This window comes from Mesorhizobium sp. M0040 (assembly GCF_040323505.1).
Classification (GTDB): Bacteria; Pseudomonadota; Alphaproteobacteria; order Rhizobiales; family Rhizobiaceae; genus Mesorhizobium.
In genome coordinates, this window is sequence record NZ_JAMYVA010000025.1 from 1 (window position 1) to 20,807 (window position 20,807).

Genomic DNA, 20,807 nt, shown 5'->3' on the forward strand with positions numbered 1-20,807 from the left:
CCCCCCAACCCCCACACCGCGCCCGAGCCCAACCCCACGAAACGGGCCAAAACCACCCCCCCGCCCAAACCCCCCAACCCTGGGGCCCCAACCTCACCCAAAAAACCCGGCGCCGGCCCCCGGGCCGGCCCGCGATTTCCTGCCTATTGCGGAGTCATCGATGTCCAGCCCGGAAAATCCGATCCTGTCGGTCAGTCGCGTGGAGGCCGTCTACAACGGCGCCATCGCCGCCCTGCACGGTGTCGACCTGTCGGTCGGTAAAGGCGAGATCGTCGCACTGCTCGGCTCCAACGGCGCCGGCAAGACGACGCTGCTACGCGCCATATCCAATCTCCTCCCGGCCGAGCGCGGCACCGTTACCGCTGGCCGGATCACTTTCGACGGCGAGGATGTCTCCAGGGCAAGCCCCTCTCACCTCGTCCGCAAGGGTCTGGTCCAGGTCCTCGAGGGCCGACACTGCTTCCGCTCGCTGACGGTCGAGGAGAACCTTCTGACCGGCGCGCTCGGGCGTTCGTCCTCCCGCACCGGCGTCAAGGCCGACCTCGACCGCGTCTATGCGCTTTTCCCTAGGCTCGCCGAGAAGCGGCGAACCCGGTCCGGCCTCACCTCCGGCGGCGAGCAGCAGATGACGGCGATCGGCCGCGGTCTGATGTCGCGGCCGAAACTGTTCGTGCTGGACGAGCCTTCGATGGGGCTGGCGCCGCTGATCGTCGACGAGATTTTTAGCGCTTTGAAGCGGCTCAATCGGGACGAAGATCTTTCGATCCTTGTCGCCGAGCAGAATTCGGCAGTGGCGCTGAAATATGCCGACCGCGCCACCGTGCTCGAAAACGGAAAGAGCGTGCTGGAAGGGTCGGCCGCCGACCTGCGCCAGCGCGACGACATCAAGACCTACTATCTCGGCGGCACGCCGCTTCCATCGCAACATTTTCCCCAGGAGACCGCAGCATGACCATCCAATCGAAGCAGCCGTCCGATACTCGCAGCGCCGTCCCTCCGGTCGAGCGTCCGTCGGCCAGAGCGCATGTCATCAAGACCGATGCCGAGGCGATCGCTGTGGCGGAAAAACTGGCCGCAGACTTCGCCAAGGACGCCTCCAGGCGGGACCGCGAGCGCATCTGGCCGAAGGAAGAGCTCGATGCGTTTTCGCAGAGCGGCCTGTGGTCGATCAACGTGCCGAAGGCCTATGGCGGACCGGAACTCTCCTATGTGACGCTGTCGAAGGTGATCACCATCATCTCGGCGGCCGATCCGTCGCTCGGCCAGATTCCGCAGAACCATCTCGGCGTCGTCGCCGCCATCCGCACCGTCTCTGACGAGGCCCAGAAGCAGTTGCTCTTCGCCGAAGTTCTGTCCGGCACGCGGTTCGGCAACGCGTTCTCGGAATTCGGCTCCAAGCGGGCGGCCGATTTTGAGACCAAATTCGTCGACGCTGGCGACCACGTCGTGGTCAATGGCCAGAAATTCTATTCAAGCGGCGCGCTGCTCGCCCATCTGGTGCCGATCGTGGCGCTCGATGACGAGGGCCGGGCCTGGTATGCCATCGCCGATCGCGGCGCGCCCGGACTGACGGTCATCGACGACTGGTCGAGCTTCGGCCAGAAGACGACGCTGTCCGGCACAGTCCTGCTCGACAATGTGAAAGTGCCGAAGACGCATCTCGTCCCCGGCTACAAGGGCTATGACCGGGCGACGGCCGACGGCGCCATCTTCCAGATCATCCAGGCTGCTGTCGATCTCGGCATCGCCAACGCGGCGATCGACGAAACCGTCAGCTTCGTGCGCACCAAGTCGCGCGCGTGGATCGACAGCGGCGTCGATCATGCCTGGCAGGATCCCTACACTATCCAGGCCGTCGGTGACCTTCGCCTGCGGGCCAATGCGGCGCAGGCCGTTCTGGACAAGGCAGGGCTGGCGGTCGACCGCGCCGTGGCCGATCCGAACGATAAGACCGTCGCGGAAGCGCAGATCGCGGTTGCCGAATCCAAGATCCTCACCACCGAGATCGCCATCAACGCCACCAACAAACTGTTCGAACTCGCCGGCACGCGATCCACACTGGCCGAGCACAATCTCGACCGGCACTGGCGCAACGCCCGAACCCACACGCTGCACGATCCGGTGCGCTGGAAATACGCGATCCTCGGCAACTATTACCTGAACGACGTCAATCCGCCGCTCCACGCCTGGAGCTGAGCGAGAACGCCGTAAAGTCACAAAGGACTGTTCATGAGCACTGCCATCCCCGACAGGATCAAGGTCCTGTGGTTTCTCCCGACCCATGGCGACAGCCGCTATCTCGGCACCTCCGAGGGGGGCAGGGCGGTCGACCTGCCCTATCTGACCCAGGTCGCCAAGGCCGCCGACGCCATCGGCTATTACGGCGCGCTGCTGCCGACCGGCCGAAGCTGCGAGGACAGCTGGGTCGTGGCGTCGGCGCTGGCGCCGTTGACGCAGCGGCTCCGCTTCCTCGTTGCGGTGCGGCCGGGCCTGCAATCGCCGACGCTTGCCGCGCGGATGACCTCGACGCTCGACCGCATTTCCGGCGGGCGCCTGCTTATCAACGTGGTCACCGGCGGTGACCCGGTCGAGAACAAGGGCGACGGCATCTTCCTCAGCCATGACGAGCGCTATGAGGTGACGCGGGAGTTTCTCGATATCTACAAGGCCGTGCTCAGCGGCGAGACCATTGCCTTCGAAGGCAAGCACTTCCGCATCGAGGACGGAAGGCTGCTGTTCCCGCCTGTGCAGACCCCGCATCCGCCGCTGTATTTCGGTGGCTCGTCGGAGGCGGCCAATGCGGTCGCCGCCGAGCAGATCGACAAATACCTCACCTGGGGCGAACCGCCGGCTGACGTCGCCGCCAAGGTCGACCATGTGCGCGGCCTTGCCGAGAAGGCCGGACGCCAGGTGAGTTTCGGCATCAGGCTGCATGTCATCGTTCGCGAAACCAATGACGAAGCCTGGGCCGATGCCGACCGCCTGATCAGCCGCCTGGACGACAAGACGATCGCCGAGGCGCAGAAGGTTTTCGCGCGCATGGATTCCGTCGGCCAGTCGCGCATGAGCCGGCTGCATGGCGGCCGTCGCGACAAACTCGAAATCAGTCCGAATCTGTGGGCCGGTGTCGGCCTGGTGCGCGGCGGCGCCGGCACCGCTCTGGTCGGCGATGCGGCGACGGTGGCGGAGCGCATCGACGAATACCGGCGCATCGGCATCGATACCTTCATCCTGTCCGGCTATCCGCATCTGGAGGAAGCCTATCGCTTCGGCGAACTGGTGCTGCCGCTGTTGCCGCTCGATCACGAAATCTCGACGCGGCCGACGGCGGTTAACATGGGCCCCTTCGGCGAAACGGTGGCCGGCGACCATCGCCCGTCGTCGCTGCGCGCGAGCCAGTCTTGAGCGCCAGCGAACCGATCATAGCGATTGTCGGCGGCGGCTTTTCAGGTGCGGCGACTGCGTTTCATCTGGCGCGGCTGCTGCCGGCCAGTGCATCCGATATCGTGGTCGTCGAGCCGCGCGAAAGGCTCGGCTATGGTCTGGCCTATTCGACGACCGATCCTTCACACCGCATCAATGTGCCGGCCTCGAGGATGACGCTGATCTCCGGCCAGGATAGCCACTTCGCCGACTGGCTGCAGCAGAGCAGCGCTATTGTGGGGGATGTCGAGGCTATTGCCGCCAACGGCGCGATCTACCCGCAGCGCCGTGTTTTCGGCGGCTATGTCGAATCCCATCTCCAGCCCTTTCTGCTCAGCAAAACGATCCGCCATGTCAGGTCCGCCGTCGCATCGGTCGAGCGCACCGGCGAGGGCTACCGTCTGATCCTCGCTGATGGCGGGACGCTCGCTGCCGACGCCGTGGTGATTGCGACGACGCATCCGCCGCCGGCCTTGCCGATGCCCCTGAAGTCCGTGGCTGGCACAGCCGGGCTGGTGGCCAATCCCTATGATCTCGAGAGGCTGGAAGCGATCGGCCGCGACGACCGTGTCCTGGTCGTTGGCACCGGACTGACGTCGGCGGACGTGATTGCGACCCTCGACCGCAAGGGGCATCGTGGCCACATTGTCGCGCTGTCACGTCATGGCTATCGCTCGCGCAGCCACGCCTCGATACCGGCCGATCCAGTCGGTGATTTCACGACCCTTCCTTCACGCAGCGCAACGGCACTGTTCAAGCGCATCCGGGCCACGATTCTTGATGCCAAGCGTCAGGGCGAAGACTGGCACCCGGTGCTCGATGCCGTCCGGCGTCAGGGACAGGCCATCTGGCAGGCCTTGCCGCTAGCCGAGCAGCGCCAGGTTGTGCGTCATCTTCGCGCGCTGTGGGATGTGCATCGCTTCCGCGTTGCGCCACAGATCGCGGCCGTGCTCGATCGCCGCGCTGCCGAGGGCAGGCTTTCCTATCGCGCCGCATCGATTGTCGGCGCCGAACAGGTAGACGGATGCATTCGCGTCAGGCAGCGGCTGCGTGGCCAACGCAGCCTCGTTGTCGATGCTTTCGACAGTGTGATCGTGACGACCGGACCGGCGCACGCCGATATCTTGCGGACCAACACGGCGATTGCGGCGCTCGCGCGGATGGGATTGGTCCGGCTCGATCCGATTGGTCTTGGTTTGGATACCGACAGCCAAGGCCGTGCGGTCGGCACATCCGGGCGCCCGACCGATAGCATTTTCGTCAGCGGGCCACTGGCGCGAGGCAGCGTCGGCGAACTGATGGGAATTCCCGAAGTCACCGCACATGCCGAGCGCATCGCCGCCGAAATTCACCAATGGTTGGGATACCAAACGGCGTTGCGTCGCAAGGCGTCGTGAAGCTGCAAACACGATGAGGCTATCCAGATGACACTGACCGAACGCGTTCCCCTATTGGAAACCTTAGTGGAAACCCGGGTTCCCCTGAAATTTGCGATGCGACACCTGGCCGGAGCTGTCTCCGTGGTCACCGCCGGTGTTGGCGACGAACGGACGGGCGCAACCGTTACCACCGCCCATTCCCTATCGGTCGAACCAGAGGTGATGGTTGTCAGCATCAATCTGAACTCGTCTACCTGGGCAGCCATCAGCCGGCATCGGCATTTCTGCGTGAATGTGCTGCGTGCCGACCAGATCGCGATTGCCGACCGCTTTGCCGGGCGCGGTGGCCTGAAGGGGTCGGCGCGCTACGAGGGCGCTCGCTGGTCCAGCCTTGCAAGCGGCGCACTGGCACTCGACGAGGCGCTTGCCGCGGTCGACTGCGCGGTTGAGGATACTATTATTCGCCACAGCCACGCGCTGATCCTCGGCAGCGTCCGGCATGTGGTGAGCGGAGAGCCGGGCCCGGCGCTGATCTATCATCACGGCGCATACGGATCGTCGTAAACGTATTTCGGTTCCTGGTGCTTGGCGGCGCGGTGAAGGTCCAGGCATTCAAATGAAGGCTTGATCTAGAATGCCTTGGAGAGAAAACAGTAAAGGGGAGGCGGGTCTTTTGGCGTCCACCCAGAACCGCAGGCTAGAAGTGATTCCCAGCCATTTTGTCGCCCGTCACAATGTTACAAAACTCATCGTAAGTAGTTGATTTTATTATAGATACCTAGAGTTCAATCCTCTCTCGCAGCACCATCGAATTCAGCATGCACCTGTTAGCGTCAACTGGTCGCCGACTGTCTGCAACAGGTGGAGAGCGGAAGTATCATCCCGGGAAATGTCGCCTCAATCGAGGCTGGCCGGCGACGAGAACGGCTGATTGGCGTCGACCACGAAGATGGCCAGCTCATCGAGATCGGTTGTGCCGGCGCTGAACACCTCCATCGGCGTGTTGGCCCCGTGTCCGATCATTGCCGTGCCAGCTTCAGCATAGGTCACTCCGTGGGGCGTTCTCTGGCCGAGCTTGCCGGCCAGCACATAGAAGGCCTCCGGTCCCGGATGCGTATGGATCTTCGTCTTGACGCCGGGCGCTCCACCGGCGCGGTTGACACGCAGCAAATACTCGCTTGCGCTGATCGGAGGGATCGGTCCGATCTCGACGACCTTGGTTCCGCCGGTCGTAGAGCCATCCTTCGGTCCAAGCGTGAACAGCCAGACCTTGCCTGCGACCTCGGCCGCAAGCGAGGTCGGGCCCGCAACGCTTTGGGCTTGCGCCAGCGTTGGCAGATTATCCAGCCGCCAGTACAACGGTCCGGAGGGCAGTTCCTTCACCTTTTTCTCAACCACCGGCTCGACGGCGAATTTGCTGTCTGCGGGCATTGAGGCTGACGTCATCAGCCCGAAAGCACACACCGAGAATATAAGCAGGCCAATACGGCGGGCGCTGAGGGAATGCGGCTTCATGGTTGGTCCTCCCTTTCATGGTCGTCCCCTCGACCCAATATTAGCTATAGCATATGTACCGACTTACGGCACGGACCAAGTTTCGAGCGAGCTAAAGCGCCTGCCGCCAAAGAAGACTGTTCATGATGCCAAACCCTCTAGGGAGAGTTTTCAAGCGTTGGAACTAGGTGTCGCGGTGGCATTGGCTGCGATGACGAGTGCCAGCAGCGCAAGGCGTGGCTCCTCCGCGTCGTCAAATGGGTAGCCGACGGCCCCCGTTTAGAGTTCGAAGCAGTCTTGCCCCCAGGCTACTGTGTCTGACGTGAGTCCAACGGTCCAGCCGTCCAAGATCGGCCCGCGCATGGCGGCCAGCCCCGTTCGGGCGGGCGCCCGAAAATGCCTGAGGTGCCAAGCATCTCGCCATGCTAGGAAAATGCCAAGGTCGAGGCACAGCTCCGCTCGCACGCGCCATGATGCGCGCGGGGAAGGCGTTCCAGTCTGCCCTGCTGCAGGCGGCTTAACAAAGCTTGCAGCCGGGAACAACCACTCAACGACTCGCGTTTCTTGCCAAGGCCCGCTTCTTTTGCAACGGGGCGGCGGGCGTCGAAGGCTCGCAAATGTCGCGCCGGCGTTTCAATCGCACTCGCCTCAGCCCTCACGATTTGGCTATTTGTGAACGCGTGTTTGATCAGGTTTGCGCAGATGAGCACATTGACCCTCTAAGCCTGGATGCCGAAGCCTTGGCGGTGATGATTGTCGCAATCTTCCGAAACGTGACTACCAATGAGCGCGAACTGCTGGAGGAAGTTAGGTCTCTTCGTCGCTCAAAAGGCGCAGAGAAGGCGCACTAGCTAGGCGGCGTTCCGAGGCGAATTGTTCTAGTCCCGCATTGGCACAATCGGATTGGCATCTGAATTGCTCATTGAGAATCGCCAGAGTGTAGCCACCGAGCTTGCGAAGGGGACGGAAATGGGCTTAGCCGAAGACTTATCGGATGTCGCGCTCACATTCGAATGTCCGGATTGCTTGCATCCGGCGGTAAGAAAGGGCTCTGCACTAAGAACAATCGCGCACTTCAGATGCGACGGGTGCAACGCCAAGGTGCGGATGACCTATCCGCAGAAGCTCGCGATCTTCGAAAAGCACAGGCTATTGGCCGCAAGCAGCCGGCAAAGCCGCGGGAAGCGATTGTACGCCCCCTACCGGGGCTGATTGCCGCCGACAACACGACACAGAAGGAAAATGCCCAAGGTCAGGGGCACAGATGCGGCCGAAGTGGCTTCGCGACCTCTGCCGCGTGCAGCGACGCGTGCTTAACACTTCCTCATCCGCGCGGCCTTCGCCCCTTTTGACGCATGTTGACCACGGCAATGCCGCCCAATCGGAATAATTCGGGCGAAGGGCTCGTTAGTTCTTTAGGCGATGCTAAAATACGGCAAAGTGTCCGAATGTCATTTCATGAAGCCCGCCAGACAGGCTGCGGCTCGCTCTGGCCTAACCTCGAAGGGAACCAGGGATGAAAATTTCGACTTCTCTCACAAGACGAAGTGTTGTCGCCGCGCTGGCGCTGGCCGCCGCATCGACGTCGGTATTGCCTGTCGACAAGGCGCTCGCGCAGACGAAGAAAACCACATCCGAGAAAAGTCTGTATGAGCGGCTGGGCGGCGTGTTTGCCATCGCAGCGGTGATCGATCATTTCAGCGACGCCGTCGTGAGGAACCCGATCGTCGGCCAAAAGTCCAAGAATCCGCAGCTGCGCAAATGGCACACCAAGAACCTGGAAAGGTTGCCCGGCCTTAAGTTCATGCGCACGCTGTGGGTCTGCGACGTTTCTGGCGGGCCCTTCAAGTTCGTCGCCACCAAGCCCGGCACGACGCCGCTCGGTCTCGAGGAGGCGCATCGCGACCTGCGGATTTCCCCCGCGGAATTCGATGAGGTCGCAGCCGAACTCGGGCGGACGTTGGATCATTTCAAAATTCCGAAGCCTGAGAAAACCGAAGTCCTGGAAGCTTTCGCCGCCCACAAAGACGAGGTCACCGCCGGCTACGTCAAGCCGGGCTGAAGCGCTTATATCGCGCGGGCATTCGTTCTGAGCATGGCGCGCATCGCCGTGACGATGCGGCGCGGCCGTAGCTCAGCGCGCGCAGTCTTCCGATGGATCCTACTCGGAACCTGCGCGAACTGTTTCCGCGCTGAGCGACCCTTCCGGCAGTGGCAGCATGAGTTCAGCCTCGGACTTCGTCAGATGGATCCATGCCGCCCAGTCCGATGGCCGCAGCACAACCACTTGCCGATTGTGATATGGCGCGACATCCGGCCCCGGATCGGTCGTCAGCATCGTGAACGTCGGCGGCTTGTTGCCGACACCCTCGCGCCACAGCCCGGCAATCGCCATGAACGAATGGCCATTCAGCGTGAACCTGTGCTTGGTTTTTGGATATTTCGCTCCCGTGAATTCGAAGAATGCCGACGCCGGAACGAGACAGCGCTTGCTGTTGCTGAACTGCCGGCCCTCCGAGCGAAAGTTGAATACAGGTCCGCCTTTTGGCCCGGCCGGGGGAAAGCCGAACGTCATCGACGCCAGTTCGATTGCGTCGCCGGCGGCGCGCATTACCGGCGCGGGGTCGTTGATGTGGATGTCATCCGCCTGCGGCAGATCCAATTCGGTTTGATGGCTGGGGATTTTGAGCGCCAGCGATTCCATCATCCGGCAGTATTCGGCCCAGGCGATGTGCTGCTCGTAGTCATTGCACATGGAAAGGCTCCGTACGCTCGACCGAGATCAGTTCAACATAGCGTTTATCGGTTGGCGCCGATTGCTGGCGGATTTGATATAAGCCTATTTGGGCCGGCGTGCGGCAGCGATGGCCTGCAACAGATTGATGCTGTTCACGTCGGGTTCGCTGGATGCGGCAACGGCAAGTGCGGCGGCTTCGGCGATTTTCGCGACGTCGTCGCTGCTGATCGTTCCGCGCTTTTCCAGCAGATTTACAAGTTCGACAACGAGAAGAAAGGCGTTCACGCCATATCGTTCGGCTTTGAGCTCGAACTCGCCTCGAGCCAATTTCTCCGCGTCTCCTTCAGCCCGTTTGTCCACGTGATCGCCCTCTACTTTTGCCGATAACCTATTAACGCTTAGCACGAATGGTTTAATCCTTCGAACTGGCCACAACCTTCGCCAATTGCCGGGCATTAGTGTCGCCGGTGGCAAGGGCATGGGTTCAGCCAAGGATGAGACCAACCAACAGAACGGTAAGAATAAAGGACAACACGACGGCAAGTAGCCCGCATGCTTCCAAAGTGTTGGTTTGCCAAGCTTTCGTCGGGCGCCTCCGGTTTGAATTCCCGTTTCGCGAAACAAACTTCATCGGGCACCAGATCGGACGCGGAGCCGGCTTGAATTTGGCAAAGCGCTCCTCTTCATCGGCCCGGAAGGCATCTCCGCGAAACTCCGGAGCACCGTATGCGCGGCGCCGGCCTGCCTTTCATCGACGCGAGCAATCACCAATACGACACCCTCAGCGATCTTCGGCTTGCGCGGCTTCTGGGCAAAATTGGCAAAAGTTCCGAGAAGCACGCCGGCAAAGCCGCCCCAAGCCGCACCGACCAGGGCCATGCCGGTCATCCCCGCAGGATCAACGTCTTGAGCTCCAAAAGCGCTGAAGCCGGCCAACAGACCAGCCGTCGCGCCAAGTGCGGCACCAGCGACGGCACCTCGCCAGAGAGCGCTCATCTCATCTTCGTAATATCCAGCAACGCTGATCGGTTCATCATTGTCATTGTAAGATCCGACGACGCTGATTTGCCGGCGACGAATCCCGGCAGCCTGAAGCCTGGCAACGGCACGTGCTGCCTGGGCATGGGAATTGAACAGCCTGCTGATCGTTTGCATTTACGTCCAGGCCCGCCGCCCGTTCGGAGCGTCGGGGCCTCTCCTCCCTGGCTTGAACTCATCCGCCCGGACGCATCTTCGTCGCGCCAAAGCTCACCACAACGTGAGCCAGCCGGCTACGTTCCTCAGCCGGGGCTTCGGTCCAATCCTTGAGTATCTTGCTTGGGACCTAAGTCTGACCTGCTTGAATGCAACGGGCAGTGAGGCCACGCCGAGAGGGAGCCGTTGCCGAATCGAAGAGGTCGAGGAGAGGGCTAAGGCCTATCGCAGACCCAAAAAGCTCAAAATGGCGATTACGATCACGATGGCGCCGACCAGCCAGATAATGTTGTTCACGATTGCACTCCTTGCATCTGGGCTGGGCGCACGCCGGGGCGAAGCCCGCCACGCAAGTGGAACATTAGATGCGGCTAAAGGTTCCTCGCGGGCCTCGCTGTCGAAAGAGCCCACGGCACCAGTCGGCACGGCGGGCGACGCAGAGTTTCACCCCGGTGGTGGGCAGCAAACGGCATTGCATCCAAAGGCTCAGCTGATGCTTCTGGACCAGTTATCAACCTGGCGCTCCGCCTCTTCCTTGGCGATCCCATATCGCTCCTGGATGCGTCCCAAGAGCTGGTCCCTATTGCCCTCGATACGATCAAGATCGTCGTCGGTGAGGTCACCCCACTGCTCCTTCGCCTTGCCTTTGAACTGCGTCCATTTTCCCTTGATTTGATCCCAGTTCATATGTTCCTCCTTGCTTCCTGGGCCCGCACTGAAGCGGAGCGCGGACCGATCGGCATTTCAATGTTGGTGACGAATGAAGATTAGCAGCCGCTAAAAGTTCCAGTGCCGGCGCAAAAAGCCCGTCGTGCCCGTGCCGGACTGCGAGCTGATGTTGATGATGCCTGGAGCTTGATGCTCTTTCGCGGCACTGTCTTATGCCGTTGAAGGCGCTGAGCTTCTTGCTGGTTGGCCTTGGCTGGCAAGCCTCGAAAGGCTGCCCGGCAGCATTGTTCTGTCCTTGCCGATCATGAGCACGCCGCTGTCGGGCGCCAACAGTGCCGAGAACGGCAGCATCGCCGCGCCGATCGGCGAGGCCTCGGGGCCGAATTGTCCCGAGACGATTTCCGGCGCCACGATGCCGATGGCGCTGATCCTGTTGAACTGGGTCTGCACCTTTGCCAGCAGCTCGAGATGGATCGGCCGCGGCAGGATGCTGTCGAGAACGATCGCCTCGATGTCGATGACGGAGGTGATGGCGATGATCGCCTCGACCAGCGCATTGGCGCAATCGTCGATCCATTCGGACAGCGGTTCGTGCGCCCCTGGCGGCAAGGGGTCGAGTTCGCGCACGCGGTTGATCTCGATGCCGCGCGATTTGAGATGATTGACCAGCACATAGATCGAAGCGCGATGCAGCAGGCTCTGGTAGCGCGCCGGCTTGGCCGCCACCGAATCGAGGCTTGAAGGCGAGACCGGCAAAGGACCGAGCGCGGCGCTGTTGCCGTGCGGCCCGGTATGGACCTTGCCGCCTTGCACCAGTCCGCCGCCGACAAAGGTGTCGATCGAGATATGCATGAAGTCGCGGAACCGCGCGCCGGTCCCCTGGATGAGTTCGGCGAGTGCGGCCGATGATGCGTCGTTTTCCACGAAGACCGGGGTCTTCGGCTTTGTGGCGAAGAACGTCGTCAGATCGATTGCTTCCCAGCGGCTGCCGAGATCGTCGGGAAAGCCGAGCTCTTCGCTCCAGCCGCCGAGGAAATATGGCGAGGCGATGCCGACGCCGACGATGCTGGCATCGCCAAGCCCCTCGACCAGCTTGTCGAAATTGGCCAGCGACATGTTGCCTGCCTTGAGCACCATGTCGGGATCCGGAAAGCGATATTCGTGCGACTCGCGCGAGCGGACCTCGCCGGCAAAGTCGACGAGCACGGCTTCCAGCGCGCGCCGGCCGATCTTGATGCCGACGCTGTAGATACGCTCAGGTGCAAGTCGGTAGAGAGTGGATGGCGATCCGCGTTGCCCGAACCTTTTTCCCACTTGCTTTACGAATCCGGACGATTCCAGCCCGTCGACAATGGTGGCGACCGCAGCCGGCGTCAGATTTGCGGCGCGCGCCAGATCGGACTTGGATGCCTCCTTCAGGCGGCGAATGGCATCAAGCACGAAGCGCTCGTTATAATGCCGAACCTTGACCGAATTGCTGCCTTTTCCGGACAAAACCGACGCCTCCCCATTCATTCCCGCAGAGCCACTCCAGCCGCTTGCAGCTTTGAGGCTGCCGCGGGGTCGAGCACTCCAATCGCACCCGTGCGCGACGCGACAGTGCCCTTCGCGGCCATGGAAGTCAATTTTCCAGTTGCGGCATTCGGCCATTTAATATAGCAAATTGAAAAAACAGGACCAGGGAGGAAAGGTGCTGCACTTAGGCGCATTAGGCGAAGCCGACGCCATGGTGAAGAGCGACGCGGCTGTCCCCGTTGCCCTGGTTCAGGCGACAAAAGCCTTCGGCGGCACGATTGCCCTCAAGGACGCGTCCTTCGAATTGCGCTCAGGCGAGGTGCTGGCTCTGCTTGGCGAAAACGGCGCCGGCAAGAGCACCTGCGTGAAGCTGCTGGCCGGCGTGTATCTCCCGACCGGCGGCCATGTCGAAGTCGATGGCAAGCCTGTGGTCTTCCATTCGCCGCACGACGCCCAGGCTGCCGGCATCTCGGTCATGCACCAGCACCCCGGTCTTTTCCCTGATCTTTCGGTGGCGGAGAACATCTATCTCGGCCATATGCCGCGCGACCGCTTCGGCGGCATCGACAACGCCGCCATGCTTGCCGGCGCGCGCAGGGTGCTGGCGACAGTCGGCCTCGACGTGCCGGCCGAAACCCGGCTCGGAATGTTGCGCACCTCCGAACAGCAACTGGTCGAGATCGCCCGCGCCCTGTCGCTCGACGCGCGGGTGCTGATCATGGACGAGCCGACGGCCGCCCTGTCGCAGCGCGAGGTCGAGCGGCTGTTCACTGTCGTCGCCGACCTGCGGCTGCACGGCGTGGCGATGATGTTCGTCGGCCACCGCATGGACGAGATCTTCCGCATCGCCGACCGCATCGCGGTGCTGCGCGACGGGCGTCTCATTGGCGTCAAGCCGAAGGCCGAGCTTGGCCGCGCCGCTGCCATCGGCATGATGGTCGGCCGTGAGGTCACCGACCTCTATCCGCAACGAAGCCACGCCACCGGCGCACTGGTGCTGGAGGCGAGGGGGCTTTCGCACGCCGGTGGCTTTTCCAATATCGACCTCAAGCTCCATGCCAGCGAGGTGCTCGGGCTCGGCGGCCTGGTCGGCAGCGGGCGGACCGAGATCGCGCGCGTGCTGTTCGGAATCGACCAGCCCGATGCCGGCGAAATCCTGATCGACGGCGAAGCAGTGCGCTTCGCGTCGGCACGCGACGCCATGGATGCGCGTATCGCCTATGTCTCTGAAGACCGCATGGGCCAGAGCCTGGTGATGGATTTTTCCATCCTCGACAACGCGGTGCTGCCAGTCCTCGACAAGGCAGCCCGCTCCGGTTTCTACGGCACGAACCGCGCGATCAATCTGGTTTCGGACTGGCTGAAGCGCATGAAGCTTCGCTTTTCCGGCTACGCGCAGCCGGTAAAGGAACTGTCCGGCGGCAACCAGCAGAAGGTGGTGTTGGCCAAATGGCTGCTCACCGAACCGCGCGTCCTCATCCTCGACGAGCCGACGCAAGGCATCGACGTCGGCACCAAGGCGGAAGTGCATGCGATGGTCGCCGACCTTGCCGCCCAGGGCATGGCAATAATCCTGATCTCCTCCGAAATGCCCGAGCTCATCGGCATGTGCGACCGCATCATCGTCCTGCGCGAAGGCCATCGGACGGCCGAATTTGCCAGGGGCGAAGCCACTCAGGAAAAGGTGCTGGAAGCAGCGACCAAGGCCGGCGAAAGCGCCGATGCGGCACAGGCCACCGGCGAGGAGAAGAGAAAAGGACCGCTCGACATACTGAAGCGGCGGGAGTTCGGTCTGCTCGCCGCGATGCTGGCGGTCGCCATCCCGGTCACCATCATCAACCCGCGCATGGTGAGCGCTGCAAACCTGACCGCCGTGTCGATGGATGCCGCCCTGCTCGTCGTTGCGGCACTCGCGCAGATGCTGGTGCTGATCACCCGCAACATCGACCTTTCGATCGCTGCGGTGATCGGCCTGTCGGCTTACATGGCGGCCAGCATGGTCCAGGCCTATCCAGGGCTCGACATCGGCATTGGCCTGATAACCGCATGCGCCGTCGGTGGCGTCGCCGGCCTGATCAACGGCCTCGTCGTCACCAGGGGAAAGATCCCGGCGATCGTCGTCACGCTGGCCTCGATGTCGATCTTCCGCGGCTTCAACTCGATCTGGGCAGCCGGTGACCAGATCAGCGCCGACGAAGTAACGCAAGCCTGGCTCGACATGACCGGCCTGAAGATCGCCGGCGTGCCGCTGATCGTCGTCATCGCGATCGTTATCCTGTGCCTGGGCTACGTGCTGCTCTATCGTACAGCCATCGGGCGCGAACTGTTCGCCGCCGGCTCCAATCCCGACGGCGCGCGTCTTATCGGCATCCCCGTCGACCGCCGCATCCTGCTGGCCTTTGGCATGGCCGGCCTGCTCGGCGGCCTGTGCGGCGCGCTGTGGGCATCCCGCTATGCGACCATCGATGCCCGCGTCGCGCTCGGTTTCGAACTCACCGTGATCGCGTCGGCGGTGGTCGGCGGCGTCGCCATCCGCGGTGGTTCGGGCACGCTGCTCGGCATCATCCTCGGCGCGCTCACGCTGCTCGTCATCAAAAACGGGCTGACGCTGGTGCGCGTCGACCCGCTGTGGCTGCAGGGCGTCTACGGCCTCGTGATCCTGGTCGCCATCGGCATCGACACCTTCATCGTGCGGCGGGCCGAGCAGGCAAGACAGGCGAGGGCGCGGTGAAAAAGTTCCTCCGTTCGATCGACTTCTGGGATCTGCTGCTGGCGACCTCTTGCGTGGCCATCTTCCTCTACGCGGCGATCTTCGTGCCGAATTTCGTTTCCGGCTTCAATCTCTCGCAACTGGCCGCCAGCGCCTCGGAAAAGGCATTGCTGATCCTGCCGATGGCGCTGCTCATCATCACCCGCGAGATCGACCTGTCGATCGCCTCGGTGCTGGCGCTGACGTCCGTCGTCTTTGGCTTGCTGGTCCAGGCCGGTGTGCCGACACTTGCCGCAATCCCGCTGACGCTCGTCATCGGCGGCCTGCTCGGCGCCTTCAACGGCTATCTGGTCTCGGGCCTTGGACTGCAGTCGTTGGTTGTGACGCTCGGCACCATGGCGCTCTATCGAGGCATTGGCTACATCCTGCTCGGCACCGGCTCGGTCAACATCCTGCCGCCCGCGGTCGTCGATTTCGGCATCAACAACCTGCCTGGCACCGAGATACCGTGGACCATCGTGCCCTTCCTGGTGCTGGCGCCGGTGTTTGCGGTCGTGCTGCAGAAGACGCCGACCGGCAAGCGCATCTACGCGCTCGGCGGCAGCCCCGAAGTGGCGCGCTATTCCGGCATAAACACGCGCCGGATGGTGCTGAACCTGTTCGTCGTCTCGGGCGTCGTCGCGGCGATAGCCGGCATCGTCTACACCGCGCGCCTTTCCAACGCCCGCGCCAACAATGCGCTCGGCATGGAGCTCGACGTCATCACCATCGTGCTGCTCGGCGGCGTCAGCGTCTTTGGCGGCAAGGGCCGCCTGACCGGCGTCATGCTGGCACTGGTCCTGATCGCCATCATCCGCAACGTGCTGGCGCTGAACCAGATCGGTGGCGACGCGCAGGGCATGATCATCGGCCTGCTTTTGATAGGCTCGCTGCTGGTCGGCAATTACTGGCGCTCCACACAGGAGATGCTCAGCAGATCCCGCGCAATGCGCGAGACAAAGGGGTGATCTCGGGCCCCTTCCTTCAAGCCCGAATTTTGACGGAGGAGTCACAATGAAAGCGTTTAGATTAGCCCTGCTCGCATCCGCGGTTCTGCTTGCGCCAAGCTCGCTGGCCTTCAGCCAGGAGTGCGCCAAGGAACCCGTAACGGTCGGTTTCCTGCCCAAGCTCGACACGGATCCCTACTTCAAAGTGGCCTTCGGAGGCGCACAAGAGGCAGCCAAGGAAATTGGCGGCACCGCTACCCAGGTCGCCCCATCGCAGGCGACCGCCGAGGCGCAGATCGAATTCATCAACAGCCTCGTGTCGCAGAAGGTCGGAGTCATCGCAATTGCCGGCAACGACGCCAATGCCGTCGCGCCTGCGCTGAAGCGCGCCGTTCAGCAGGGCGTCAGAGTGATTTCGTATGACTCCGATGTGGCCGCCGATGCGCGTGCAGTGTTCGTCAATCAGGTGAAGGGCGACAGCCTCGCCGAGATGATGCTCGAAAGTGCATTCGCCCTCAGCGGCGGTGAAGGCGAATTCGCGATCCTGTCGTCGACGCCGACGGCGACCAACCAGAATGCCTGGATCGACTTCATGAAGGCGAAGATGGCGGCCGAGCCGAAGTTCTCCAAAATGAAGCTGGTGCAGGTGGCCTATGGCGAAGAAAGCGAACAGATCAACCAGCAGCAGGCATTGGCGCTGGTCCAGGCGTTTCCAGATCTCAAGGTGATCATCGTCCCGGCAGGCATCGGCCTTCCGGCGGCCGCGCGTGCACTCGAGGAAGCGGGCATGATCGGCAAGGTCAAGCTGACCGGCCTCGCGCCGGCCACTCTGATCTCGAAATACATCAAGGACGAAGCGGCTCAGGATATCTGGTGGAACGTCACCGATCTTGGCTATCTTACTTATCAGACGGCCCAGGCGTTTGCGCAATGCAAGATCACCGGCAAGGAGGGTGAGAAGTTCACGGCAGGCAGGCTCGGCGAATACACGATTGGCGCCGGCGGCGAACTGATCCTTGGTCCGGCCAAGATCGTGACTCCCGAAAATCTGGCCGAGTTCAAATTCTGATCCTATAGAGCTTGAGTTCTAGGGGGCGCCGGTCCATCCGGCGCCCTTCCTAAAAACCTCTCGAATGAAAACAGTGCGGGGCGGCAATGAAGATATTGCTTGCAGGCGAAACCTTTGCAGCGACGACCTCGGTTGCCATCGGCAGCGACGTGCTTACAAGTGCGGCCTCGGCAAATGGTGCGACGGCCTTCAATGCCGCGCTGGCCACTGAAGGCATCGCGGTCACGCAGATCGGCGGCGAGCGTTGCGGCGCGGAGTTTCCCTATGACCTCGATGGGCTCGCCCAATATCAGGCGGTGGTGATCTCCGACGTCGGCGCCCTGACATTGCTGGTGACGCCGGATGCCCGCGCCGGGCGTGTCGGCGTCAACCGCCTCGATGTGCTCAAGGCCTATGTCGAAGGTGGCGGCGGGCTGATGCTGGCCGGCGGTTACATGGGCTTTCAGGGCATGTTCGGGACGGCGCGTTTCCACGACACTCCGGTCGAGGACGTTCTGCCGGTCCGTTGCCTACCCTACTGCGACGGCATGGAGGTGCCGCAAGGACTGCAGGCCTCCGTCCTGCAGTCGTCACATCCGATTTTTTCCGGGGTGGAGGGGCCTTTGCCGCCGATTCTCGGCATGAACAAGCTGGAATTCAGGCGCGACGGTTCGTCCCGGCTTCTGGCGACCTGCCACCATCGCGGCACCGACTGGCCGCTCCTTGCCGTCGGTAGCCATGGCCGCGGCCGCACGATTGCCTGGGCAACCGATATCGGCCCGCATTGGCTCTCGCAGGATTTCCTCGGATGGCCGTTCTACGGAAGACTGATGGCGAACATGGTCCGTTGGCTCGCCGGCGATGAATGAGAAAGCTGGTTTGACCAGTGCGGCTGCCCAATCCTCCAACGAAAGACCAGGCTATCAAGCATACGTTGAATCAGGACGGCAGTGGCTCATAAACCGAAACCCGATGTATCGATCGTATGAGCCACGATCTTTCTCAGGAAGCTTGTCTCGGGTTACACGCAATGTGAATCCCCCCTGCAAGTGCCCCGCGTCGAGAACCATCCAATCGAAAATATCATCGCCTTCAAACGAAAGTCGCTGTCCGACTTGATGCCATTTCTGAAGCTCGGGTGGCACCTCGAAAAACGCACCTGAAAATAGCCGCTCCTCAGCATGATAATGCACAGCGGCAAGCCAAAGGAAAACAAAGTGGTCCTCCCGAAGACGTACGGACTCGTCGGGATCGCGAAACCGAAGCTTCGCGGAACAGAAGGCATCTGCATTTCCCTCGATATGTTCGACAAATGTCGGCACACTCGCAAGCGCGCGATCGTAAGCTGCTAGGAAGGCGGGGTCTGTCTGCGAGATAGCCGTGAAGAGTGGCTCATTCCGCGGTTCGTCGAATTCACCGTTCGATTGAGATTTTTCGCTCATAAAAGACCTCTTGGACTAACCTTGCGAAGTCCGCGCGCTTCTTCCTGGAGTGGGGAGACGGCGCTCGCGAAACGGTGTCGCACTACCAGCCAAAGAGCCTATCACGCTACCGACCAACCGCCATCCACCTATATATTCGCGCCAGTGATCAGTGACGCCGCCAACACTACGGTGCCCGCGACGTCGATCGGGTCGCCGATGCGGCCGAGCGGAATGTGGCCAGCACATGCAGGCGAGTGGGCAGGCGCGGCCGATGCCGCGCGAGGCCCCGGTGACCAGCACCACCTTGCCGGCGAGGTCGAATTTCGGCGTGAACTCATTTGTCATGCGATTCCACCTTGTTCTTCAAATCGGACCGGCTGCCATGTCGAACCGAATAGGCTCGCGTGAATTCGGCGCCCAGCAGAAATATCTCGGCCGAATAATAGACCCATAACAGCACGACGAGCAGGGCGCCGGCCGCGCCGTATGAAGATGAGATGGCGCTGGTTCCGATATACCAGCCAATCAGCGACTTGCCGATGGTGAACAGAAACCCGGTGACCACGGCGCCGATGCCGACATCGCGCCATTGCAGGCTGCGGTCCGGCAGCACCTTGTAGATTGCGGCAAACAGCAGCGTGATCAGGGCAAACGAGACGATCCCGTTGATGGCGCTCAGGATGATGGTGCCGAACGGCAGGTAGGCGTTGATGACGTCTCCGAGCGCCGAAATTGCAGCGCTTACGACCAGCGACACCAGAAGCAGAAAACCGAGGGCGGCGACCAGGCCCAGGCTTGCAATGCGTGCCCGAACCATTCGTGAAATCGTTGCCCCGCTCGGTTTGACTTTCCAGATTTCGTTCAACCCCAGCTGCATCTCGCCGAACACGCCGGATGCGGCGACGAACAGCGTGACCAGCCCCAGAATGCTGGCGAGGGTTCCGGCTTCCTTCTGCGAGGCGTTTTCGATCGTAGCTCGCAGCAGCTCGGCACTTTGCGGCCCCATCAGGCCAGCGATCTGTGCCGAAAGGGCGAGTTGCGCCGCCTCGTGCCCGAAGGCTATGCCGGCAATAGCCACAACGATGAGCAGGATCGGCGCAAGCGAGGTCGTGGCATAAAACGCTATCGCCGCCCCATGGCTCAGCGCATTGTCGTCGATGAAGCCGATGACGCTCTGCTTGAGGAGCCTCCAGCCCTCTGCTGCCAAATTCCACATGTAGGCCTCGCATGCCTGTCAACAAACAAGTAGCGGCGGCGCGGCGCTGGGCGAGGGGTGGGGGCTCGGCCGGAACAAAGCCGGCAACGGCGCGCTGTACAAGGCGATCGCCTATAAAGGCGGCGTGCAGCGAACATCCTGCGAAAGGTGCCGCTCGACTGGCCGGGGGACGTGCTCACGATGCAATCAGGGGAACTGTGACAGTTGTCTGATAATTTATCGGATATCGGTTGAAATACGGGAACTCGATCACGAACGCATATTGGGCCGTCAGATGTGCCATGCGAAAGCCGCCGCTGGGGGCGTCGATTGCTATTGTTACATCGACGTCTTTCAATCCCAAATCCAGTAATTTTTCCGTGGCAATGGCTTGGATCTGGGCCTGCGTCAGCGAGTTCTTCATTTGCAGCGCACGTGACGACGTTTCCAGCGTGTACCGAACACTCGACATAGCATTCAGAGCCCAGCCGAATGCAAAGATGCCGATCAAAAGCATTATCAGAAAAGGCGCGATCAGCGCGAACTCTAATGCAGCTCCGCCTGATGCATCCCCCGTGAAAGCTCTCGACTTAGCGGACACGAATCACCTGTTGATGACTGAGTTCGCGCGAGAGGGAAAACGCGCCAAAACTGAAGGGCGGTGACCAGGTGGCTGTCGCCTGTATTACGAGGAAGACCGAGGGGGCTTTCAAAGTGTCGCACAGGACCGATGGATCGGCCACGATGTTCCCGCACATGTATTTCCGGCTCACTGCCACCTGCGCGCCATCAGGATGGTTTTCCCAGCTCGAAAGAGCGACAGCTTGGATGGTCGTATCCTCGACTGCTCCTTGCATCACGAGGTTCGCCGCGGTTTTGACGCCTGCACGCATCGACAATGCGCTCGAGACAAAAGACCAGCCGTCGATGATGCCAAGAAGTACCAGGCAAAGGGCGGGCAGAACCAGCGCAAACTCTACCGCGGCAACACCCGAATCACTCCGGAACATCCGGACTTGTAGCCGATCCACGA

21 protein-coding genes and 1 pseudogene are annotated in these 20,807 nt (G+C 61.8%); 12 read left to right on the forward strand and 10 right to left on the reverse strand.

The window, feature by feature from the left end:
* Positions 1–160 precede the first annotated feature (160 nt).
* The 5 genes from NKJ91_RS20640 to NKJ91_RS20660 are packed head-to-tail and all read left to right on the forward strand — an operon-like array spanning position 161 to position 5,366.
* Positions 161–952, forward strand: a complete 792-nt coding sequence (locus NKJ91_RS20640; protein ID WP_352457044.1) for an ABC transporter ATP-binding protein — start codon at positions 161–163, stop codon at positions 950–952.
* Complete coding sequence (locus NKJ91_RS20645) at positions 949–2,196, forward strand: SfnB family sulfur acquisition oxidoreductase (RefSeq protein WP_352457045.1); 1,248 nt, start codon at positions 949–951, stop codon at positions 2,194–2,196. The genes NKJ91_RS20640 and NKJ91_RS20645 overlap by 4 nt, the downstream gene beginning before the upstream one ends.
* Before the next feature lie 33 nt (positions 2,197–2,229).
* Positions 2,230–3,405: an FMNH2-dependent alkanesulfonate monooxygenase gene (gene ssuD, locus NKJ91_RS20650; protein ID WP_023722900.1), complete on the forward strand. Its 1,176-nt coding sequence runs from the start codon at positions 2,230–2,232 to the stop codon at positions 3,403–3,405.
* Positions 3,402–4,820: an FAD/NAD(P)-binding protein gene (locus NKJ91_RS20655; protein WP_352457046.1), complete on the forward strand. Its 1,419-nt coding sequence runs from the start codon at positions 3,402–3,404 to the stop codon at positions 4,818–4,820. The genes ssuD and NKJ91_RS20655 overlap by 4 nt, the downstream gene beginning before the upstream one ends.
* Before the next feature lie 27 nt (positions 4,821–4,847).
* Positions 4,848–5,366: a flavin reductase family protein gene (locus tag NKJ91_RS20660; RefSeq protein WP_352453638.1), complete on the forward strand. Its 519-nt coding sequence runs from the start codon at positions 4,848–4,850 to the stop codon at positions 5,364–5,366.
* A 333-nt stretch (positions 5,367–5,699) separates the two neighbouring features.
* On the opposite strand, the gene NKJ91_RS20665 is transcribed toward NKJ91_RS20660, so the two are convergent.
* A complete protein-coding gene (locus tag NKJ91_RS20665) occupies positions 5,700–6,317 on the reverse strand; it encodes a cupin domain-containing protein (RefSeq protein WP_352453637.1) in 618 nt (205 codons plus the stop codon).
* Between the two features lie 506 nt (positions 6,318–6,823).
* On the opposite strand from NKJ91_RS20665, the gene NKJ91_RS20670 reads away from it, so the two are divergent.
* Positions 6,824–7,147 carry a hypothetical protein gene (locus tag NKJ91_RS20670; protein WP_352453636.1) on the forward strand — a complete coding sequence of 108 codons (324 nt, stop codon included), beginning with the start codon at positions 6,824–6,826 and terminating at the stop codon, positions 7,145–7,147.
* A gap of 665 nt (positions 7,148–7,812) precedes the next feature.
* Positions 7,813–8,358 (forward strand): group I truncated hemoglobin, encoded by a 546-nt coding sequence (locus NKJ91_RS20675; RefSeq protein ID WP_352457047.1) that lies wholly within the window; start codon positions 7,813–7,815, stop codon positions 8,356–8,358.
* 99 nt (positions 8,359–8,457) lie between these two features.
* On the opposite strand, the gene NKJ91_RS20680 is transcribed toward NKJ91_RS20675, so the two are convergent.
* Positions 8,458–9,051, reverse strand: a complete 594-nt coding sequence (locus tag NKJ91_RS20680) for an SOS response-associated peptidase (protein ID WP_352457048.1) — start codon at positions 9,049–9,051, stop codon at positions 8,458–8,460.
* 84 nt (positions 9,052–9,135) lie between these two features.
* On the reverse strand, positions 9,136–9,489 hold the full coding sequence (locus NKJ91_RS20685; RefSeq protein ID WP_352457050.1) for a hypothetical protein: 354 nt from the start codon (positions 9,487–9,489) through the stop codon (positions 9,136–9,138).
* Positions 9,490–9,759: 270 nt separating this feature from the next.
* Here NKJ91_RS20685 and NKJ91_RS20690 point away from each other — a divergent pair, with 270 nt between their 5' ends.
* Positions 9,760–10,341 (forward strand): hypothetical protein, encoded by a 582-nt coding sequence (locus NKJ91_RS20690; RefSeq protein WP_352457052.1) that lies wholly within the window; start codon positions 9,760–9,762, stop codon positions 10,339–10,341.
* Positions 10,342–10,713: 372 nt separating this feature from the next.
* Here the strand turns inward: NKJ91_RS20690 and NKJ91_RS20695 are convergent, their stop codons facing one another.
* Together NKJ91_RS20695 and NKJ91_RS20700 are read right to left on the reverse strand one after the other, a co-directional pair.
* A complete protein-coding gene (locus NKJ91_RS20695) occupies positions 10,714–10,914 on the reverse strand; it encodes a CsbD family protein (protein WP_023719429.1) in 201 nt (66 codons plus the stop codon).
* A 192-nt stretch (positions 10,915–11,106) separates the two neighbouring features.
* Entirely contained in the window at positions 11,107–12,390 is a 1,284-nt protein-coding gene (locus NKJ91_RS20700) for an ROK family transcriptional regulator (protein WP_352457054.1), read from the reverse strand.
* 196 nt (positions 12,391–12,586) lie between these two features.
* Between NKJ91_RS20700 and NKJ91_RS20705 the strand changes: the two genes are divergently transcribed.
* The 4 genes from NKJ91_RS20705 to NKJ91_RS20720 all read left to right on the forward strand — a co-directional run bounded on the left by NKJ91_RS20705 (position 12,587) and on the right by NKJ91_RS20720 (position 18,024).
* Positions 12,587–15,142, forward strand: a complete 2,556-nt coding sequence (locus NKJ91_RS20705; RefSeq protein WP_352457055.1) for an ATP-binding cassette domain-containing protein — start codon at positions 12,587–12,589, stop codon at positions 15,140–15,142.
* Positions 15,139–16,128, forward strand: a complete 990-nt coding sequence (locus NKJ91_RS20710; protein WP_352457057.1) for an ABC transporter permease — start codon at positions 15,139–15,141, stop codon at positions 16,126–16,128. The genes NKJ91_RS20705 and NKJ91_RS20710 overlap by 4 nt, the downstream gene beginning before the upstream one ends.
* 46 nt (positions 16,129–16,174) lie before the next feature.
* Entirely contained in the window at positions 16,175–17,176 is a 1,002-nt protein-coding gene (locus NKJ91_RS20715; RefSeq protein WP_023677420.1) for a rhamnose ABC transporter substrate-binding protein, read from the forward strand.
* An 86-nt stretch (positions 17,177–17,262) separates the two neighbouring features.
* Positions 17,263–18,024 (forward strand): glutamine amidotransferase, encoded by a 762-nt coding sequence (locus NKJ91_RS20720; RefSeq protein ID WP_352457059.1) that lies wholly within the window; start codon positions 17,263–17,265, stop codon positions 18,022–18,024.
* Between the two features lie 54 nt (positions 18,025–18,078).
* Here the strand turns inward: NKJ91_RS20720 and NKJ91_RS20725 are convergent, their stop codons facing one another.
* The 5 genes and pseudogenes from NKJ91_RS20725 to NKJ91_RS20745 form a co-directional block, all read right to left on the reverse strand.
* Entirely contained in the window at positions 18,079–18,597 is a 519-nt protein-coding gene (locus NKJ91_RS20725; protein ID WP_352457061.1) for a DUF2314 domain-containing protein, read from the reverse strand.
* Between the two features lie 228 nt (positions 18,598–18,825).
* Positions 18,826–18,924: pseudogene (locus NKJ91_RS33855) on the reverse strand (3-oxoacyl-ACP reductase); the annotation flags it as partial.
* The gene (locus NKJ91_RS20735; protein ID WP_352457062.1) at positions 18,914–19,795 is read right to left on the reverse strand and encodes a YihY/virulence factor BrkB family protein; all 882 of its coding nucleotides are present in this window, start codon (positions 19,793–19,795) and stop codon (positions 18,914–18,916) included. The pseudogene NKJ91_RS33855 and the gene NKJ91_RS20735, both read right to left, overlap by 11 nt.
* Before the next feature lie 175 nt (positions 19,796–19,970).
* Positions 19,971–20,375 (reverse strand): TadE/TadG family type IV pilus assembly protein, encoded by a 405-nt coding sequence (locus NKJ91_RS20740; protein WP_023677423.1) that lies wholly within the window; start codon positions 20,373–20,375, stop codon positions 19,971–19,973.
* Positions 20,365–20,784, reverse strand: coding sequence for a TadE/TadG family type IV pilus assembly protein (locus NKJ91_RS20745; protein WP_023677424.1), 420 nt, complete (start codon positions 20,782–20,784; stop codon positions 20,365–20,367). Before NKJ91_RS20745 ends, NKJ91_RS20740 begins: the two co-directional genes overlap by 11 nt.
* Positions 20,785–20,807 lie beyond the last annotated feature (23 nt).

Coding starts and splice junctions, on each gene's coding strand:
- NKJ91_RS20745 (WP_023677424.1), bottom strand. CDS start 20,784: ATGTTCCGGAGTGATTCGGGTGTTGCCGCGGTAGAGTTTGCGCTGGTT.
- NKJ91_RS20680 (WP_352457048.1), bottom strand. CDS start 9,051: ATGTGCAATGACTACGAGCAGCACATCGCCTGGGCCGAATACTGCCGG.
- NKJ91_RS20685 (WP_352457050.1), bottom strand. CDS start 9,489: ATGCCCGGCAATTGGCGAAGGTTGTGGCCAGTTCGAAGGATTAAACCA.
- NKJ91_RS20715 (WP_023677420.1), top strand. CDS start 16,175: ATGAAAGCGTTTAGATTAGCCCTGCTCGCATCCGCGGTTCTGCTTGCG.
- NKJ91_RS20640 (WP_352457044.1), top strand. CDS start 161: ATGTCCAGCCCGGAAAATCCGATCCTGTCGGTCAGTCGCGTGGAGGCC.
- NKJ91_RS20695 (WP_023719429.1), bottom strand. CDS start 10,914: ATGAACTGGGATCAAATCAAGGGAAAATGGACGCAGTTCAAAGGCAAG.
- NKJ91_RS20675 (WP_352457047.1), top strand. CDS start 7,813: ATGAAAATTTCGACTTCTCTCACAAGACGAAGTGTTGTCGCCGCGCTG.
- NKJ91_RS20645 (WP_352457045.1), top strand. CDS start 949: ATGACCATCCAATCGAAGCAGCCGTCCGATACTCGCAGCGCCGTCCCT.
- NKJ91_RS20725 (WP_352457061.1), bottom strand. CDS start 18,597: ATGAGCGAAAAATCTCAATCGAACGGTGAATTCGACGAACCGCGGAAT.
- NKJ91_RS20720 (WP_352457059.1), top strand. CDS start 17,263: ATGAAGATATTGCTTGCAGGCGAAACCTTTGCAGCGACGACCTCGGTT.
- NKJ91_RS20665 (WP_352453637.1), bottom strand. CDS start 6,317: ATGAAGCCGCATTCCCTCAGCGCCCGCCGTATTGGCCTGCTTATATTC.
- NKJ91_RS20735 (WP_352457062.1), bottom strand. CDS start 19,795: ATGTGGAATTTGGCAGCAGAGGGCTGGAGGCTCCTCAAGCAGAGCGTC.
- NKJ91_RS20690 (WP_352457052.1), top strand. CDS start 9,760: ATGCGCGGCGCCGGCCTGCCTTTCATCGACGCGAGCAATCACCAATAC.
- NKJ91_RS20660 (WP_352453638.1), top strand. CDS start 4,848: ATGACACTGACCGAACGCGTTCCCCTATTGGAAACCTTAGTGGAAACC.
- ssuD (WP_023722900.1), top strand. CDS start 2,230: ATGAGCACTGCCATCCCCGACAGGATCAAGGTCCTGTGGTTTCTCCCG.